Consider the following 18,683-nt stretch of genomic DNA (forward strand, 5'->3'; position numbering starts at 1 on the left):
GAACTGTCTCAGCTCCCTCGCCCCGCTCTTGCGGGGAGAGGGGTGGGGTGAAGGGCCGCTTCCGCGGATACCGGATGCGCGGAGAGTCCCCCTCACCCGCCGCGTATCTTGCGATGCGCGTCGGCCTCTCCCCGCAAGCGGGGCGAGGCAAGAAAGCGTGCGCCGCGACCTTCATCGCTCACACCCGAAACAACCGCGCATAGCGCGTCTTGATCTCTTCGGTCATCGCTTCCACCCCCGCCGGATCCTCCTTCATCAGCTTGATGTCGGAAAGCTTGCGCCGGCCGGCCTTCGGCTGCACCTGGGTGTGCAGCGAATACTGGCCGGTGAAGTCGACGAAGAATTGCTGGGTCTCGCGGGTGTGCAGCCAGGCCTGGAACAGCTTTGCGGCGTTCGGATGTGGCGCACCGGCGAAGATGCCTGTGGGACCCGAGATCGTCGGCGTGCCCTCGGTCGGATAAACCGGCTCGACCGGCTGCCCGGCTTCCTTCAAGAGCACGATGCCATATTCATTGCCGTCGGCCATCACGGCGCGCTCGCCGAGCGAGAGCTTTTTCGGCGGATCGGTCGAGGACTGCACCTGCATCACGCGCTGTTTCGCAAGCTTCTCCAGATACGGCCAGCCGAGCTCGCGCACGATCTGGAACGTGGTGGTCATGATGGTGCCGCTATAGGCCGGATGGCCCTTCACCATCTTGCCCATCCACTTCGGGTCGAGCAGGTCGGCAAAGCTCTTCGGCGCGTCCTCCGCCTTCACCAGGTTGGTGTTGTAGGCGATCGACGACAGCCACAGCCGCGTGGTCACGGCCATGCCGTCGGGGTCGCGATAGTTGTCGGGAAAATGTTTCGCGACGTCCTCGGGCACGAACGGCATCAGCCAGCCGCTCTTCTTCCAGGGAATGAAATGCGAGGCGTCGGCGCTGTTGACGACGTCGGCGGCATGGATGTTGGAATCGAATTCCTGCGCAACGCGCTGCAACAGCCGCTCCGAGCCGGAGCGCTCGATCTGCACGGTGATGCCGGGATAGGCGGCCTCGAACGCCTTGCCGAGCTTTTCGCCGACCGGCAGGTCCATCGACGAATAGAACACGAGCTTGCCTTCCTTGGTCGCGGCGGCGACGAGATCGGGCGTGATCGCGACCGGCGCAGGTGCGGCGGCGCGTACCGGTGACGCGAACACCGTGCCGGCCGCAAGCGCCGCAGAGCCTTTCAGGACGTCGCGTCTGGAAACCGGCTTCCGCATTGCGTCGCTCCGTTTCTTGTTGCTTATCGGCTGAGCGCCCGGCAGCGCGCGGGCGGCAAGGTCAGCCACACCTCGCTGCCCTTTTCGACCGCGGTTTCGGTCGGCGTGGTCACCCGCAGCGATGTGCCGTCAGCGGTTTCCACCATGTAGTCGCGATTCATGCCGAGATAGACCTGCCGCGTCACGACGGCTTTGAGTGTGTTCTGCTGCGCGATGGGTGCCTGCGTCGCGAGCTGGATCTCATGCTGGCGGATCGCCACCGGCGCGCTCTGGCCGGCCGTCAGCGTGGCGCCGACCACCTCGAGCGTTGCGCCGGCGAACTCCACGTGGTTCGCATCGCGCGCGGTGCCCTTGATCACATTGGCGGCGCCGATGAAGCGCGCGACGAATTCGGATTCCGGCCGCGCATAGATATCTTCAGGCGCGCCGAGCTGGTCGATCTTGCCGGCATTCATCACCGCGATCAGGTCGGCTGTCGTCATCGCCTCGGACTGGTCGTGGGTGACGTAGACCGTGGTGTAGCGATATTCGTCGTGCAGGCGGCGGATCTCGAACCGCATCTCCTCGCGCAGATTGGCGTCGAGATTGGACAATGGCTCGTCGAGCAGCAGCGTCTCGGGGCCGACGATCAGCGCGCGCGCCAGCGCGACGCGCTGCTGCTGGCCGCCGGAGAGCTCGCCCGGATAACGCTGTGCCAGCGGTTCCAGCTTGGTTGTGGCCAGGATCGCGGCGAGCTTTTTGGCGATGGTGTCGCGATCCATTTTGCGCAAGCGCAGGCCGTAGACGATGTTCTCCGCCACCGTCATATGCGGCCACAGCGCGTAGCTCTGGAAGATCATCGACATGTTGCGCTGCTCGGGCGGCAGCGTGCGCGCCTTCGACGACACCACGCGGTCGCCGACGCGGATCTCGCCGTCGGATGGTTCGAGGAACCCGGCGATCAGCCGCAGCGTCGTGGTCTTGCCGCAGCCGGACGGTCCGAGCAGACAGACCAGCTGGCCATGATCGATCGTGAGCGAAACATCATCAACCGCGACAAACGATCCAAACCGCTTGACCAGGCCGCGCAATTCCACCGATGCCAAGCGGTCCCTCCATTTTGTTGTGTCGCAGGGATCCGTGCCCGGCTGTTGCCGGCAGTAAAGCGGAAAATGATGACGACGGAAAGTGTTCATGCCCTGTCAAAAAGTCGTGGCACCTTTTCGTTGCGTTTATCCCGACCACTCTTCCGTCATCCTGAGGAGCGCGCCCTTGCGCGCGTCTCGAAGGATGCACGGCCCGGATATCGCGGCGTGCTCCGATTCTCTCGCGGCGGGAGCGTGGCCGTCGATCCTTCGAGACGGCCGCTCCGCGGCCTCCTCAGGATGACGGGGAAGGGGTCGTTCTGCGTCGATGAGCCAGTCGGCTGATCGTGGCCCAATCCGACCGAATCAGAGCTTCTTTCTTCGCTCGACTCCAGCCCTTGATCTGCCGTTCCGCAGCGATACCGTCAGTGACGCGATCGAAATACTCTGACCAGACGAGGACCACTGGTCGACGATTGTAGGTATAGCCTGGGAAAGCACCCGTGTTGTGCTGTCCGATGCGCGGCGCGAGATCGTCGCCCGTGGCACTGCCGACGTAGAACGAGTTGTCGGCGCAGCGAAGCATGTAGACGTAGATGCCCATGGCGATAGGTCCGCGCGTAACGCACGGCCCGATCATGAAGCAAGCTTAGTCGCGGTCAATGGGCAAGTGCCGGTCCATCATCCCGCGAACAGCCTGTCCCGTCATCCTGAGGAGCGCGCTCTTGCGCGCGTCTCGAAGGATGCACGGTCCGGATATCGCGGCGTTCTCCGATTCTCTCGCGGCGGGAGCGCGGCCGTCGATCCTTCGAGACGGCCGCTCCGCGGCCTCCTCAGGATGACGGATCTAACACCTCAGACCGCCTCGGCCTAAGCCTTCACGTTCTCGCCGAGCCACTGGATGGCGGCGTCGGCGCCGGCCTTGCCGTGCGGGATGTTCAGCGCTGTCAGCGCGACCTCGACGACGCCGAGGGTGCCGAGGATCATCGGCGCGTTGACGTGGCCCATATGCGCGATGCGGAAGGCCTGGCCCTGCAAATCGCCGATGCCGGTGCCGAGCACCACGCCGCATTTCTCCTTGGCGTAGCGCTGGATCGCGGCGGGATCGGCGCCCTTCACGGTGACCGTCGTCACGGTGTTGGAACGCTCGGCGGGTTCGGTGATGTTGAAGCCGAGCACCTGTCCCTCGGCCCAGACGGCGACCGCGCGGCGCACGGCTTCGCCGAGCAGCCGATGCCGCAGATGCGCATTCTCCAGGCCTTCGGCGTGCAGCATGTTGATCGCCTCGCGCAGTGCGAACAGCAGATGCACCGGCGCGGTGCCGGCATATTTGCGGTAGTGCTCCGAGCCCTCGCGCTCGGTCCAGTCCCAATAGGGCGTGCGCAGATCGGCTTTCTTGTGGGCGTCCCAGGCGCGGTCGTTGGCGGCGACGAAGCCGAGGCCGGGCGGCGTCATCAGGCCCTTCTGCGAGCCGCTCATCGCGACGTCGACATACCATTTGTCCATCTCGAACGGCATGCAGCCGAGTGAGGCCACGGTGTCGACCATGTACAATGCAGGATGGCGGGCGGCCTTGATCGCCTTGCCGATCGCCTCGATGTCGTTATAGGCGCCCGACGCGGTGTCGACCTGCACCACGAGGATCGCCTTGATGGTGTGCTCCTTGTCGCGCCTCAGCCGCTCCTCGACCTCGGCCGGACGGATCGCGCGGCGCCAGTCGCCCTTCAGCACCTCGACCTCGGCGCCCATCGCGGCCGCGGCCTGGCCCCAGCCGATCGCGAAGCGTCCGCTCTCCAGCACCAGCACCTTGTCGCCGCGCGACAGCACGTTGGAGAGCGTCGCCTCCCAGGCGCCGTGGCCGTTGGAGATGTAGATGTAGGACTTGCCCTGGGTGGCGAACAGCCTTGAGAGGTCGCGCAGCAGGCTGTCAGTCAGTTCGACCATCTCGTTGGAGTAGATGTCGAGCGCCGGGCGGTGCATGGCCTGCAGCACCTGATCGGGCATCGTGGTGGGCCCGGGGATGGCCAGAAATTCCCGGCCCGCGCGAACGGTCATCGTCCTGTTCCTTTTGGATAAAGCGCGCAAATCATGCGTGTGAGGGATCAGGCGCGGAGAATATTCCATCGCGGCTTCGATTGCGAGCAGGACGAAGCAATCCAGCGTTTCCAAAACCGCGGGGCAGCATGATCCGGAAAAGTGCGAAGCGGTTTTAGCCTCTATTTGCCGATCGATTCGACGACCGCGTGCCAGATCTGGTCCTTGAACTCGGTCGCGGCGGGGCTCGGGAGCTGCTCGACGGTGCCGTTGTTCTTGCGGCAGGCCTCGACCAGCCGCAGCACCCAGATTTCGCCGTCGGTGTAATAGGGATCGCCGCCGCCATTGCGGCCGTTGAAGGTCGGGCCGATGCCGGTCACCTGATATTTCGCGGTGGCCATGCCGGCGGACTCGAGGTCCGTGGCGAGCAGCGCGCGTTCGGCGTCGAGATCGGCCGCGATGTGATGCGTCACCGCGCCGGTGTAGTGGCTGATGCCGACGCTGCGGTCGAGCGTCGCGGCGCCCAGCCACACCGGACGCTTTTCCTCGCCCTGATCGAGCACCCTCCAGAACCGGACATGGTTGCGGCGATCCGCGCTCGATCCGACCGGCCGCTCGAAGGCAAGATCCTCGCGGCGGTCGAGATAGAACAGGTTGCTCACCGGCGCATCCTTGTAGGGACGATCGAGCAGCACGCTGCCCACGATCTCGATCGAGGATTTCAGCGTCACCGGATCGGCCGGAAACCAGCCCGCCTCGTGCATCGCGCAGACCACGTCCCTCTTGTCGCCGATCAGCCCGACATTCATCGGATCGCCGGGAATGCCCTGCGCGGTGCGCGTCACCATCGGCAGATTGGCGAGACCCTTCTGATGCTCGTAATGCGTCCACAACGCCGGCAGCAGCAGATAGGCCGCGATCAGGTAGATCGCCAGGACGAACAGCAACAGCATCTGCGCCTGCCGGAGGCGGCTGCGCCGGCGCACGGAGGGCGGATTGGCTTCGCTATCAGTCACGGCGACGGTCTCCTTACCTCTCCTGCTTGCGGGGGAGGTCGGATCGCATCGAGGATGCGATCCGGGTGGGGGCTGTCTCCTCATAAGGAGCGTCGCAAGCGGTGACACCCCCACCCCAAACCCTCCCCCGCAAGCGGGAGAGGGAGCGCGGTGCCGATGAGGCTACAATTCAATCAGACTTCCGACTAGCGCCGCGTCTCGCGGCAGCCGGCGGCCTCGGCCTCCTCGACCGAGCAGAACCAGCGCGTACCCTTGCTGATCTTCATCTCGATCTTGGCGTACCAGCGGCTGGTCCGCTGGTGAAAGATGCATTCACCGGAGCGGTTGACGTTGCCCTTGATGGTGCAATCGGGCGAGGGCGCCACCGGGCCGGAGGCCGAGGCGAGCAGGATCGCGTTGGCGCCGTCCGGCGGCTTCACCGCGCCGAGCACGGTGGTCTTCTTGTTGCGCACCCGCCAGTCCCAGGGCGCGATGAAGGCGCCCTGCCACATCCCGGCTTTTGCCTCACGCGCGGCCTTCTCGTCGGCTTCGTAGTCATGCGAGGCGCGGGTGTAGGCCAGCGCCCAGCCGCTCGCGACCAGCCATTTCTGGATGTCCTCGCCGTCGACCTCGCAGCGCGCGATGGTGCGGCCGCGACGATCGACCGAGCGGGCGTGGCAGGTCCAGCTCTTGTTGCCGGCATGCTTGATCAACTCGTCGCGCGCGGCGACGCCGCAGGTCCAACGCTCGCCCTTGGTGTTGAGGCAGAGCTGGTCGGTCGACGGCGCGTCGATGCCTGCGAGCCGGATGCGGACGCTGCCGATCATGAGCTGGTCGCCGTCGCGGATCTTCGGCACGCCGGTGATGTCGGCGGCGACAGCCAGCGTCGGCAGCGAGAGCAGCAGGCCCGCGGTGAGCAGCGTCTTGAACATCGGCGTTCCCGGCCAGGTTCTTGTCGTTCAAATGGCTTTTAGCGTGCAGTGGTCAGTGCCCAACGATTGTGCGGGCAATTGGGCAACCGTGCCAGTGCTGTTGCGTTTCCGCCAGTTTCAACTTCGCGTCATCCCCCTGCGAATGCGCTATTCGCCTTCGAGGTCCCGTAGCCCGGATGGAGCCAACGGGTCGCGCGAACGCGCGCCCCGTTGGCTCCATCCGGGCTACGAAACGTTCGCCATTCGCTTCCTCGCCAGCGCCAGCGCCATCAGCACGAAAGCCGAGGTCACCTCCGGCCCGCCGACCAGGATGCGGGTCGGCGTCTTCATCTTATTCCACTCATAGGCCTTGTAGGGCCCCTTGCGGCCGCCCTCGCCGAGGCCCTGCACAATGCAGTGCAGCGCTGGCGTGAAGGTCGAGACCTCGGCGCCGAGATGCGCCAGCGCCATCAGCGCCAGCGCGGCGTCGAACGGGTTCATCTCGTGGGCGATCAGCTCGTGCGTGACGTAGCCGAGCACGCGGGCGCGGATCAGCGCGAACACGTTGCCGGGGTCGATGATGCGCTGCGCCGCCAGCGGCAGCGCGACGAAGGCGGCGTAGCAGCGGCCGAAATAGGCCGAATAGAGCTCGGGCAGATAATAGATGTGCGAGCGCGGATTTTTGAACGCGCCGCTTTCGACCAGATGTTTCTGGAAGGCGATGATGCGATGCACCGTCTCCAGCCGCTGCGGCGTCTCGATGATCTGCCAGCGGGCGAGGTTGCGGAACGAGACCTCGAGGATGTCGAGGTTCAGCGTCGGATCGAGGTCGTTGCCATAGGGCCGCTCGCCGGCGAGATTGTCGATCCAGGTGACGACGCCGCCATCGTAATCAAGGTGATCGTTGAGCGGCACGGTGACGCGCGGCTCGTTGGCGCCTGATCGCACCTGGTAGCCGCGGTAGAAGTCGAGCAGCGGCTGCTGCAGGATCGGATCGTCGGAGCCGGCCTGGGTCGCGGCCGAGAACGAGCAGGCCGTGGTGTCGCAGTCCGGCACATAGATGCCGAAGCCGAGATCCTGCTTGATCTGGGCGAAGAAGCGCGAGAAGCGCGGATGCCGGCCCGGCGCCAGCGCGGTGATGACCTTCACCGTCGAGCCGTCATGCGACGGCACGTCCTCGGCGCTGGTCTTCAGGCAAAAGTCCACCATGTCGGCGATCGCGCGCCGCGCAGCGCTCGCTTCATCCGGCGCGGCGAGCCCGGTCTCGACGAAGCCGAGCAGCGCCTCGGTGAAGAAGGCGTCGTAATAGGCCGAGCGGTGGCGGATCTGCACCGGCTCCCACATCGGCTCGGCGATGCCGCGCCAGGCCGGGTTGATCAGCGCCCGCGCCGGCGAATGCGCGATGAAGATCCGCGCCAGGTTGAACAGCAAGGTCGAATTCTTGTAGCCGCGTGCGTTCAGCCCCGTCAGCGCCATCAGCAGCTCGCGCCCGCCGAGGTCGGGGTCGCCGATCAGGTTGAAGGCGGCATAGGTCGGAATGAAGCCGTTCCTGCCGAACGAGCGCAGGAGATGCGCGCCGGTCAGGCGGATCACGCGGTCGATCTCGGCGATCTCCGGCGGGCGGCTAGGTGCGGTCGCGGCCGGCGGGGCCGGGTGGCGCACGCCAATACCGTCCATCAATGCTGCGATGGGCGTGCCGATCGCGGCCCAGTCCGGCGCCGCGACGTCGCGCGCCGCGGTGAGCGCCGCGCGCAGGCCAGCGAGGCGGTCGGGATCGTTGAGCGCGGGCAGGCCGGTGCGGCGGAGCAGCGCGCGCAGCGGCGGGTTGCCGAGTGCGGTCCGGTAGAATTTGCCGAGATGGGCATCGCCGCCGCGATAGGCCTGCAGCACGGGGTCGCAGACCTCGTACAGCGACGGGCCGTCCTTCTTGACGGTCAGCGACCGGCACACCGCGCCTGCGATCTCGTGAAGGCCCAAGAAGCTCAAAGAATCCCCTTTCCCGAGGAACCGGTTAACGCCGCCGCCCGACGGTGTTTCCGGTCGCTCTGCCCCAAACTCGCAAGCCTTTGGAAAGCTACATGAATCCCTACAAAACACAAATGTGACTAAGATCACGTAACGGGATTTTAACGGCGTCAATGGCCTCTGCCGGGCGGCAGCATGCGGCAATTCGGGTTGCCCCGAGCGGCCGTCCGGGTTAAAGGAGCGTTTGTTGCGGCGCCGCAAATTGAGTTCAATTCAACGGCACACACACCTCAACCCCATTAAACCTGAACGTCTTTGACGCGACTAACTGGCGCGATCTTCGCTTGAGCGCCATCGGGATAAGAATTGGGACTTAGGAACGCTATGGACCTTAGGCAGCTTCGCATTTCCCGCCGCACCATTGCCGTCTGCGTGGCGGTGGCCGGCACGGTGTCGCTGGCGATTGGCGCCCATGCCGCGCTCAACAAGCGGACGCTCGATGTCGCCAAGGGGGCGGTCGGAGCCGTCACCTCAGAGCAGACCGGCGGCATTCCGACCGGCACTTCCCGCCTCGCGCTGATCATCGGCAACGGCCATTACCCGGACGCCGCGGCGCCGCTGGCTCAGCCGATCAACGATGCCCGCACCTTGTCGACGGCGCTGCGCCGCGAGGGCTTTGACGTCGACGTGGTCGAGGATGCGACCAAGGACGACATGTTCCGCGCGGTCGAGCGCATGAAGGCCAAGATTCGTCCCGACACCGTCGTGATGCTGTTCTTCGGCGGCTACGGCGTGCAGGTCGGCCGCGAGAGCTACATGATCCCGGTCGACGCCACGATCTGGAAGGAAGCCGACGTCAAGCGCACCGGCGTCAGCGTCGAGTCCGTGCTCGATGCGATGAAGGAGCGCGGCGCCAAGGCCAAGCTCGTCGTACTCGATGCTTCGCGCCGCAATCCCTATGAGCGCCGCTTCCGCGCGTTCTCGCACGGCCTCGCGCCGATCAGCCCGCCGGAGAACACCATCGTGCTGAGCTCGGCGACGCCGGGCAAGGTCGCCGACGACAGCAAGGCGCCGAACAGCGTGCTGGTCTCCGAGCTGCTCAACAACCTCAACGCCCAGGCCGGCGCCGAAACCGCCTTCAACAAGACCCGCGTCGCCATCTCGCGCGCCAGCGAAGGCGAGCAGGTGCCGAGCGTGTCGTCCTCGCTGCTGGAAGACATCAAGCTCGGCGGCTGAGCCCGGACTCTTCTGCGCGGGCGTGGGCCCGCGCATTTCGTTCCTAACATCACGAGCTTGCTGTGTGGAGAGAACCCCTCTCCCCAACCCTCCCCCGCAAGGGGAGCCTGACATGCGTGCTCACCTCACGTCGCGTGACGGCACCTTTCGGGCATTGGCAATCTAGGCACCGCCTCTATCGGCGGCTCGCGTAAGGAAGCCACCGGCGGAAGGGTTCCCTCCCCCCTTGCGGGGGAGGGTTAGGGAGAGGGGTGCCGCTTGCTCCGCTGAGTGACGCATCGCCCGCGCGCCTACTTCGCATCCGCACTCGCGCCGACCGGCCGCACCGGATCGCCCTCGCGCAGCAGCGCGCCGGCGCGGGCGACGACGATGTCGCCTTCCTGGATGCCGTCGCGGATCTCGACCTGTCCCGCCGACATCAATCCGGTCTCGACCCGCCGCGTCTCGACGCGGCCGCCGCGCACCACCTGCACCACGGTGCCCGCTGTGGAATAGAGGATCGCGGTCAGCGGCACCGCGACGCCGCAGCTCTGCCCGGTCTTGATCTGGGCGCGGCCGGACGAATTCACCAGCAGCCGCTTGTTCGCGCCGATGCCGATGAATACCTGGCCGAGCTGGCTGTTCGGCTCGACCGTCGGCGCGATCCGCCGCACCCTGCCGTCGAGATCGCCGGCGCCGAGGACCTTGAGCTGCGCCGTCTGCTCGGTCTTCAGCTTGGCGATGTCGCGGGTCGGCACCATGCCGACCAGGTCGTACTCGCTCTTGGCGATGATCGAGAACAGCGCGTCCTTGCCCGATGCCGGCGCGCCGACGATCGCCGACGACGCCGAGATCGTGCCCGCCACCGGCGCCGTGACGTTGACCGAGTTGGCGCCGTCGGTCAGCTTCGCCAGCGCCTGGCCGGCGGTGACGGTGTCGCCGGGATCGACCAGCACCTCCGCCACCTTCAAGCCAAAACGGTCGGGCCGGATTTGCTGCTCGTCGCGCGGCAGCACGATGCCGGAGACCTCGACGATATTGCCGAAGCAGAACTTTGCGGCCTTCAGCACCGTCACCGCCGCGCCCTTCGGCACGGCGTCGGCTTCGCCCGCGGCAGATGCAGGAGAGGCTGCGAGCACGAGCAGCGCGGAGGCGGCAAGGGTTGAGGCGCGCGTGCGAGGCAAAATCATCGGCAAACTATTCCCAAAATGAGGGCTTCCTGAATACCAGATGCCGCCTGGCCGAGCCAGCCGGCTGCGCTGCGTCGGCCGGTCCCGCATCCGCCGCCAGCTCGAGCTTCGTCAGCTCCAAGTTCGCCAGCTCCTGGGCGCGCCAGATGTGCCGCAGGATTTCCGGGTTGACCCGATCGGCATGCGTCACCGGCAGCATGTGGCCGGCGGCCGGCAAATGCCGCAGCTCGGCGCCATCGATCAGCGCGGCGAGTTTTGCGACAATGCGCTGCGTCACATAGGGCGACAGCCCGCCCGACATCAGCAGCGTCGGCACCTTCAAGGCACGCGCGGCTTCCGCCACCCCGTCAAGATCGAGCGCGGCGTTGAAATCGCAAGGCAGCTTGTCGGCCTGCTCGATCATCCGCAGCCGGCCGCTCGGCGAGAACTGCTCGCGCGGGCCGGAGCCGGCCCAGAACGCGGTGAACGCCTCGACCGCCTCCAGCACGGCGCCGTCGACAATATCCTTTGAGACGACCTGCGCGATCCGCGCGAAGCGGTCGTACAGCCGCGCGTCGGCAGGCGTGTCGCGAAGCAACGTTGGAAGCACCGGCTCGATCAGCGTCAGGCTGCGAACGTGCTCCGCATAAGGCGACGTGGTCGCCAGCCGAAACGCGATCGCCCCGCCATAGGAATGCCCGATCAGATGGATCGGCCCGTCGGCCTTGGCGAGCCAGGGCTCGAGCCGCGCGATCTCGCCATCCAGCGTCCGCGGCCAGTCTCGCCCGCAGGCGGCAACGCCATAGCCGGAAATATCCGGCGCTATGAACCTGTCACCGCCGAGCGCGGCTGCAAGCTTGGTCCATTGCCGTCCCGACCCCAGCGAGCAATGCAGCGCCACCACCGACGCCGCCGCGTGCGTCCCATCCAAACCCGTCATCAAACCCATCCTGCTTGTTCTTGTTATCGCCGGACGCGCGTTCGCACGCGCCCGTCATGACGCGAGCGAGGTGGGGGAGGGGTTATTCCTGGGAGGGGTGGGAGGGGTCGGGATCGTGATTGGGGAGGCAACCAGATTCACTGGATGGTGATTTAAGGTTCGCGAGATTTCGCGGACATGCGGCTGTTGCCCCCAAATCACCTGGCGGCGCGTGCGACGACGTGCGCTGATCGCATGACTCGGGCGCGGTGGCGTCGCGAGGATACCGGCGTGTGTTTCTCCCCTCGGCTGTTTGATGGTTGAATCAGAACGGCGCCTCATCTCCGGTGTCGTCCCTGCGAAGGCAGGGACCCATAACCACCGCTTTGCATGTGGGAGTTCGCTGGGGCCACAGAGTCGCGCCGCAATTTCACCCTGTGGTTATGGGTCCCGGGTCGCGCTTCGCTTGCCCGGGACGACGTGGGGAGGGAGTGTGTTGCTTACTCCGCCGCTGCCTCCGCGCTCGGCTCGCCCTTCCAGCTGAGGATCTCCGCGGCGAGGATGGGATGATTGAATCCCTTCAGCACGAGGTCGTCGATGGCGCGGCCTTCGACGAAGGGTTCGACCATGCCGTAGACGCGGCGGCTTACCACGATCTGGCCGGCCTTGGCCTCGCCGCACAGGCGGGAGGCGAGGTTGGTGACGCTGCCGATCGCGGCATATTCCAGCCGCTGCTCGAAGCCGACCTGGCCGAGCGTGGCATAGCCGAGCGCAATGCCGATGCCGAAACCGAGGCTATGCCCGCGGTTGCGCCACTTCTCGGTCAGCGGGCCGACCGTGTCGCGCATCTCCACCGCCATCTTCACGGCGCGTGCGGTGTGGTCGGCAAGCTGGATCGGCGCGTTGAACAGGATCATCACGCCGTCGCCGGCATATTTGTCGAGCGTGCCTTCATATTTGAAGATCAGCTTGCCGAGCGCGGCGTGATATTCGCGCAGCACGTTCATCGCTTCTTCCGGCTCGGTCGCCTCGGTGAAGGCGGTGAAGCCGCGCAGGTCGCAGAACACCACGGTGACCTCGCGGCGGTGGCTGTCGAGCAGGCCCTCGGGATTGTCCGACGAGGCGATCAGCTGCGCCACCTGCGGCGCCAGGAAGCGCTCGAGCCTTCGGATGCGCTCGATCTCGCCGAGCTGGGTCTCGACCCGCTGCTCCAGCGACTTGTTCCAGTCCTTGAGCGCTTCGGTCTGCTCGCGCAGCTTGTCGGCCTGCTCGCGCACGGTGGCGTTGGCCTCTTCCAGCGCGTGGCTCTTCTGGGTCCACCTCGGTGAACAGCCGCGCGTTGCGCATCGCCAGCACCGCCTGGTGCGCGAACGTCTTCATCAGGCCGATCATGTTGCCTGCGAAATCGCCGGCCGCCTTGCGCAGCACCACCAGCGCGCCGAGCACGCCCTGCTGGTCGACCAGCGGCACCACCAGCACCGAGTGGAAGCCGGCGCCGACCACGACGTCGCGCAGCGGATGATCGGGCGGATAATCGGTACTTGCCGCGAGATCGGGGAAGGCCAGCGGCTCGCCCTTGGCCGCGGCGTTGCCGAGCGGGCTACCCGCCGCATCGATCGCGCGATGACGGCCATCGGTCGCGGCGTCGATGCCGATCGATTGCGTCAGGTTGAAGCTGCGCTGCGCGGCGTCATAGCCATAGATCAGCACGGCGTCGGCATGGGTGATCTCGAGCGCGCGGGCGCCGACCGTCGGGAGCACGGCGGCAAGGTCGAGCGAGGACGCCACCGCGCGGCCGACCTCCTCCAGCACCTTCAGCTCGTTGATCGATTGCGCGAGGTCGCGGGTGCGCTCCTTCACCTTGGCCTCGAGGTCGGAATAGGTCTCGGCAAGCTGGGTGGCCATGCTGTTGAACTGGCCGGCGAGCTCCTCCAGCTCATCCGAAGTCTTCACCTCGATGCGATGGCCGAAATCGCCGGCCCCTAACCGCCGCGCGCCGGTGCGCAGCGCCGTGATCGGCTCCAGCATGCGCCGCGTCAGGATCGTGCCGGCGATGATCGCGACCACGAGGCCGAGCGCGATCAAAAGCGCGATCCGCACCAGCTGGTCGCGGATCGGGGACAGCGCCTGCGCGGTCGGCTGCTCATAGAACACGTGCCAGCCGAGGTTCGGCGCGGCCGTTGCTGTGGTCAGCACCGCGTTGCCGTCGACATCCTTGCCGGAGGCGATCGGCCTGCCACTCGGCGACAGCACCGCAGCGACCTGCGGCAGCGCGGCGAGTTCCTTGCCGACCTCCGGACCTTTCGACGAGCTCGCCAGCACGCGGCCCTTGCCGTCGACGACATAGGCATGAGCGAGCCGGCCGACCTGGGAATCGCCGAAATAATCATTGAGGAAGCGCAGGTCGATCTCGGCCATGGTGACGCCGGCATTGAAGCCGGAATGCTGCTCGCCGATCGACATGAACGGCCGCCCGTCGCGAAAATACGCCGGCGCATAGGCGGTGCCGCGGGCGATGGTCTCGGTGAACCTGCCATCGCGGGAGAAGTCGGCGTTGGAGTTGACGGTGGTGGTCTGGCGCGACAGCCGCAGCAGCTCGCGGCCCTGGCCGCTGATCAAGGTGAGCTGGCTCACCGCCGGCACCTGGCCGAGCAGCTGGGCATAGTCGGCGCGGCGCAGCTCGATCGTGTTGGAGGAGGCGCGGGTCACCCAGGAGATCTGCCGCTCGAGGTCGGAGATCGCCTGCTCGATGCGCTTGGCGGTGGCGTCCGCCTTCTCGCTCATCGCATCCGTCAGCGTGCCCTTGATGCCGCGATAGCTGATCCAGGTCTCGAGCGCGCCGTTGACCGCCAGCACGAATACGACGAGGCCGACCAGCGCGAGGACATATTTGGCGAACAGGCCGCCGCGCAGGAACCAGTTCTTGCCCTTGTCCGTAGCCGCGTTCATCCAGCCTCGTCCGCCCCCTCGCATCAATCGGGTGCGCCGCATGATCCGCCGCTGTTTAGCACGGATCGGCGAGGCGGGGCGGCCGCTCGGGCCGCATGGTTATCCCTTCATATCGGCGGGGAATGTCCGGGAATATCAGCGATTGAACAGCTGACGCAGCACGTCCTTCATCGCCGGACTGTCGTGCTGCTCGGCGGTCTCGCCGGGCGGAGGGGGCGGTGGCGGGGCCGGATCGGCGGCCGGCGGCGCGTCCGCCTCGGGCTTGGCCAGGCTGCGGCTCGGCCGCGAAGCGTTGCCTTGATTGAAGGTGGAGAGGCCCTGCTGCAGCAAATTGCCGATGGTGTCGCCAAGCTGCCCGCCGAGCGGGTTGCTCTGGCCGGCGCCGCCGCCCGGTGGTTGGCCGGTGCCGGGCTGCGCGCCGCCCTGCACGCCGTTGAGCAGGTTGGTCAGCCCGTTGAGGCCTTCACTCAGCCCCTGGCCGTTCGCCCCGAACAGGCCCTTGCCCATCTCCTTGAGCTTGGCATAGGCCGCCTGCGGATTGTCGAGGATGCCCTGCATCTCCGGATAGATCCGCGGCGATACCCAGGGTCCCTCGAGCATCACGGGGATGCCGAGGCCGACCGGATTGCCGGTGCGGCCCTGGCCTTCGGTGGTCATCACGAGCTGCGGCTCGACGCGGAACCCGATCTGGCGGGTGTTGAGGTCGATGGTGCCGACCCCGGTCATCTTCACCAGCGGGCCGATCAGATTGAGATCGGTGGTGACGGCCTGGCCCTTGTCGACCTTGAACGAGGCCGAGAGCTGGCTGAGATCGGTCGACAATTCCTGGCTCTCCTGCCAGCCCGACAAGGTGCTGGTGGTGAGGCTCCGGATCATCTGCGCCACGTTGAGGCCGAGGATCTTGCCGTCCTGGAACAGGACGAAGGCGGTGCCGGCGAGATTGCCGACGATGGCGCGCTCGCTGCTGCCTTGCGAGGTCAGCGCGATCTTGGCCTGCATCTTGCCGTCGAGCTTGTCGAACTCGGCGAGGCTCCTCAGCACCGGCAGCGCGCGCAGCCCGGCGAGGTCGAGCCGCAGCGCGTAGGTTGGATTCGTAGCTCGCGCGTCGATGGTGACGTCGCCATTGGCGGTGCCCTCATAGGCGCCGAGATTGGCGAGCCGGCCCTTCAGCACGCCGCTGTCGATGGACGCATCGATCGCCGCCTGCGCAAAGCGGCCGTCGCCGATCACGAGCTCTGTCGCCGAGATGCGCGCCTGCGCGTCGACATAGTTGAGCCCGGCAAGGTCGATCGACGCGTTGCTCCAGGTATTGGTGCCGAGCGGCTGCGTGGAGCCTGACTGGGCCGTCGGCATCGCGATCGCAATGCGCTGGAAGTCGAGATCGAGCTTCACCAGCGGCTTGTTGCTGGCGAAATCGACCGAGGCCCAGCCGGTGAAGCCACCATCGCCGAGCGTGCCGGACACGCCGTTGAACATCACCACCGTGCCGTTCAACCGCGCTTCCGCATTCGCCTTGATCGCCGCGGGCAACAGGCCGGGCGCATCGACGCTGAATTCGGCCGGCACGCTCTGACGCTCCAGCGGCGCTTGCGGCGCGGTCGCGCGGATCTCGAACCTCAGCGGCTTGTCGCCGGCGTGTGCATCACCCGTCACGACGATCTTGCGGTCGTCGCCGATGGCCGCGTCCGCGTTGAGCGTCTCGATCCGGTTCTCGACCCGGTCGCGCACATTGGAGAGCACGATGGTTCCGCCGGTGATGCGGACATGCCGGATCGTGATGCCGCCGTTATCGGACGCGGAGGATTTCGCCGGCGGATTGTGGTCGCGGGTGCGCTCGCGCTGCAGCGGCAGGTTGATCACCGGCTTGACGATCGAAAGGTCGGTGATGTCGGGCTGGCCCGACCACAGGCTCGACAGCGTCATCTCAGCCTCGACGCTGCTTGCTGCGAACCGGTTGTTGACGTCGCGCCCCCGCGGGTCCTGCAACACGACGTCGCTCAGCGTCAGATTGACCCTCGGCCAGAGGCCTATCTTGGCGCCGCCGTTGATGGTGAGCTTGTAGCCGGTCTCGCGCTCGACCCGATCGGTGATCGCAGATGTGAGGAACGAGGACGGGATCCCGACCACAGTCACCAATGCGATGATCACGATCACGGCAGCGATGGCGGCCCCGGCGAATTTCAGTGCTCTCATGTCGTTGTTCCAGGCCGGCAAGCGGGGTTCCGTTGCAGAAAGTCACGGCCGATCACACGAGTTTATCCCGCAACGGGATCTGGCTCCAATGACCGGAAAAATAATCCGTTACCGCATGAACTTATGTGACCTCTCACACACTCTTATGAGGGTGATTTTTGCTAACCGGGCGTCAGGGGATCGGCTCGGATGGATTTGGAAGGCAGCAGTACAATGAGCAAACAGGCCGAATTTGCGGTCATTCTGAAGATGAATCCGATGTTCGCCGATCTCGGTGCGGACGAATTGCAGCGGCTTTCCGGCCTCTGCCACACCCAGCAGCTCGCGACCGGCGAGGTGCTGTTCCAGAAAGGCGATCCCGGCGATGCCCTGTTTGGGGTCCGCCGTGGCCAGATCCGGATCGAGACCGGTGCCTCCGATGGCAGCCGGCTGACACTGAACTTCATGGGATCCGGCGACCTGTTCGGCGAAGTCGCGGTGCTCGACGGTCAGGACCGCACCGCGGATGCGACCGCGGGCGAGCCCAGCGAATTATTCGTGTTGCGGCGGCAGGATTTCCTCGGCTTCCTCGAGCGCGAGCCGAAGGTCGCGGTCAGGCTGATCGAATTGCTGTGCCAGCGCATCCGCTGGCAGAGCGAGCGGATGGAAGAATCCGTGCTGCAACCATTGCCGGTCCGCCTCGCACGGCGGCTGTGCGCGCTGGCCGAGGATTTCGGTTCCGAGGTGCACATCTCGCAGGAACAGCTCGGCATCTTCGTCGGTGCCGCGCGCGAAAGCGTCAACCGGCAGCTGCAGACCTGGCGCAGGGACGGCATCGTCGACCTGCAACGCGGCCGGATCATGCTGCACAACATGACCAAGCTGACCGCGGTTGCGCGCAACGACTGAAGCGGACCGCATGCAACGCGCGCGGGAATGTGAAATTTTCTCGCGCGCGCTGCTTGCGAATGTTGACGCACTCCTGCCTAAAAGACGTGCTTGCATGATGAGGCCGGTACCGCTTTCATCCGGCCGCCGGTCCTTGGGGTGACACCCAGCCTTTGCTGGCCTCACGCCATCCACCTGCAAACCCCTGCGGTCTCTCCCGTTGACCGCAGGGGTTTTGCGTTCCGGCAGATGCGTGACGCGAATCCGCCTACCTCAACACCACTTCGGGATCGGCCCAGCGCAGATACTGGCGCGGCGCGGCGCCGAGCTCGCGCTTGAACATCGCGGCGAAAGCGCTCGGGCTTTCATAGCCGACGTCGAGCGCAACGCAGGTGACGGCCTCGCCGGCGCCGAGCCGCGCCAGCGCTTCGAGCAGCCGCACCCGCTGACGCCAGGCCGCAAAGCTCTGGCCGGTCTCGCGCCGGAACAGACGCGTCAACGTCCGCCGGCTGAGCTGGCAGCGATCGGCCCATTCGTCGAGCGTGAGATCGGAACTCGGATCGACCAGCACGGCTTCGCAGATCGCGGCGAGCCGCGGATCGGGCGGCACCTGCACATGCAGCGACACCTCCGGCATCCTGCCGATCTCGTCGAGCAGGAAATCGACCAGCCTGCCGTCGCGTCCTTCCGGATCGTAACGGGTCGGCATGTGCACCGCTTCTTCCATCAACGCCTCGACCAGCGCGGAGACACTGATCAGGCGGCACGTCGCCGGAGCATTCCTGATCCGGTCAGGCGTGACATAGATGGTCTGGATCTCGACCTCGCCCCAGGCCCGCGACTGGTGCGCAACGCCGGCCGGAATCCACAGACCGTGGCCGGGCGGCACGACGAAATGGCCGCGCTCGGTCATCATCGAGGTGACGCCCGCGGTCTGCAGGATGAATTGATCGCGTCGGTGCGCGTGTCGTGCACTGGTGCTTTCGTTCGGATAGGAGGCCGCCATCGCCGCGAGCGGCCGTTCGACCTGTTGCAGCTGCCCGGCATAGTGCGCGGCGGCTGCGGGACCCGATTGCTTGCGACAAACGCGCAAGCCGGTGGTGTCATTTCGTCGCGCTGCGACTTTCAAGTGTCGTGAGCTCCTGATCGATCGTCGTTT

At 66.2% G+C, this 18,683-nt stretch carries 13 protein-coding genes and 1 pseudogene; 2 read left to right on the plus strand and 12 right to left on the minus strand.

Translation table 11 applies throughout. The features are described from left to right. Nucleotides 1-178: 178 nt before the first annotated feature. The 7 genes from ACE10X_RS01455 to ACE10X_RS01485 all read right to left on the minus strand — a co-directional run bounded on the left by ACE10X_RS01455 (nucleotide 179) and on the right by ACE10X_RS01485 (nucleotide 8,224). Entirely contained in the window at nucleotides 179-1,243 is a 1,065-nt protein-coding gene (locus tag ACE10X_RS01455) for a substrate-binding domain-containing protein (RefSeq protein WP_038385775.1), read from the minus strand. 23 nt (nucleotides 1,244-1,266) lie between these two features. Beyond that, the gene (locus ACE10X_RS01460; RefSeq protein ID WP_244435857.1) at nucleotides 1,267-2,319 is read right to left on the minus strand and encodes an ABC transporter ATP-binding protein; all 1,053 of its coding nucleotides are present in this window, start codon (nucleotides 2,317-2,319) and stop codon (nucleotides 1,267-1,269) included. Nucleotides 2,320-2,602: 283 nt separating this feature from the next. Beyond that, on the minus strand, nucleotides 2,603-2,911 hold the full coding sequence (locus ACE10X_RS01465) for a GIY-YIG nuclease family protein (protein ID WP_038385767.1): 309 nt from the start codon (nucleotides 2,909-2,911) through the stop codon (nucleotides 2,603-2,605). A gap of 266 nt (nucleotides 2,912-3,177) precedes the next feature. Next, nucleotides 3,178-4,362, minus strand: a complete 1,185-nt coding sequence (locus ACE10X_RS01470) for an alanine--glyoxylate aminotransferase family protein (RefSeq protein WP_304557426.1) — start codon at nucleotides 4,360-4,362, stop codon at nucleotides 3,178-3,180. 161 nt (nucleotides 4,363-4,523) lie between these two features. Then, nucleotides 4,524-5,294, minus strand: coding sequence for an LssY C-terminal domain-containing protein (locus tag ACE10X_RS01475; RefSeq protein WP_375764671.1), 771 nt, complete (start codon nucleotides 5,292-5,294; stop codon nucleotides 4,524-4,526). A gap of 248 nt (nucleotides 5,295-5,542) precedes the next feature. Next, nucleotides 5,543-6,268, minus strand: a complete 726-nt coding sequence (locus tag ACE10X_RS01480) for a thermonuclease family protein (protein ID WP_038385760.1) — start codon at nucleotides 6,266-6,268, stop codon at nucleotides 5,543-5,545. A gap of 225 nt (nucleotides 6,269-6,493) precedes the next feature. Next, nucleotides 6,494-8,224, minus strand: coding sequence for a hypothetical protein (locus ACE10X_RS01485; RefSeq protein WP_038385759.1), 1,731 nt, complete (start codon nucleotides 8,222-8,224; stop codon nucleotides 6,494-6,496). Nucleotides 8,225-8,596: 372 nt separating this feature from the next. Between ACE10X_RS01485 and ACE10X_RS01490 the strand changes: the two genes are divergently transcribed. Then, a complete protein-coding gene (locus tag ACE10X_RS01490) occupies nucleotides 8,597-9,448 on the plus strand; it encodes a caspase family protein (RefSeq protein ID WP_038385758.1) in 852 nt (283 codons plus the stop codon). A gap of 290 nt (nucleotides 9,449-9,738) precedes the next feature. On the opposite strand, the gene ACE10X_RS01495 is transcribed toward ACE10X_RS01490, so the two are convergent. The 4 genes and pseudogenes from ACE10X_RS01495 to ACE10X_RS01510 form a co-directional block, all read right to left on the minus strand. After that, on the minus strand, nucleotides 9,739-10,617 hold the full coding sequence (locus tag ACE10X_RS01495; RefSeq protein ID WP_038385765.1) for an efflux RND transporter periplasmic adaptor subunit: 879 nt from the start codon (nucleotides 10,615-10,617) through the stop codon (nucleotides 9,739-9,741). A 7-nt stretch (nucleotides 10,618-10,624) separates the two neighbouring features. Beyond that, nucleotides 10,625-11,536 carry an alpha/beta fold hydrolase gene (locus tag ACE10X_RS01500; protein WP_157788023.1) on the minus strand — a complete coding sequence of 304 codons (912 nt, stop codon included), beginning with the start codon at nucleotides 11,534-11,536 and terminating at the stop codon, nucleotides 10,625-10,627. A 479-nt stretch (nucleotides 11,537-12,015) separates the two neighbouring features. After that, nucleotides 12,016-14,464: pseudogene (locus tag ACE10X_RS01505) on the minus strand (adenylate/guanylate cyclase domain-containing protein). A gap of 135 nt (nucleotides 14,465-14,599) precedes the next feature. Continuing rightward, nucleotides 14,600-16,657 (minus strand): AsmA family protein, encoded by a 2,058-nt coding sequence (locus ACE10X_RS01510; protein WP_375763932.1) that lies wholly within the window; start codon nucleotides 16,655-16,657, stop codon nucleotides 14,600-14,602. A gap of 213 nt (nucleotides 16,658-16,870) precedes the next feature. Between ACE10X_RS01510 and ACE10X_RS01515 the strand changes: the two genes are divergently transcribed. Beyond that, nucleotides 16,871-17,545: a Crp/Fnr family transcriptional regulator gene (locus ACE10X_RS01515; protein WP_016845951.1), complete on the plus strand. Its 675-nt coding sequence runs from the start codon at nucleotides 16,871-16,873 to the stop codon at nucleotides 17,543-17,545. A gap of 247 nt (nucleotides 17,546-17,792) precedes the next feature. Here the strand turns inward: ACE10X_RS01515 and ACE10X_RS01520 are convergent, their stop codons facing one another. Next, nucleotides 17,793-18,653 carry a helix-turn-helix domain-containing protein gene (locus ACE10X_RS01520; protein WP_038385755.1) on the minus strand — a complete coding sequence of 287 codons (861 nt, stop codon included), beginning with the start codon at nucleotides 18,651-18,653 and terminating at the stop codon, nucleotides 17,793-17,795. Nucleotides 18,654-18,683: the final 30 nt, after the last annotated feature.

Source organism: Bradyrhizobium sp. Pha-3 (assembly GCF_042258325.1).
GTDB lineage: Bacteria > Pseudomonadota > Alphaproteobacteria > Rhizobiales > Xanthobacteraceae > Bradyrhizobium > Bradyrhizobium elkanii.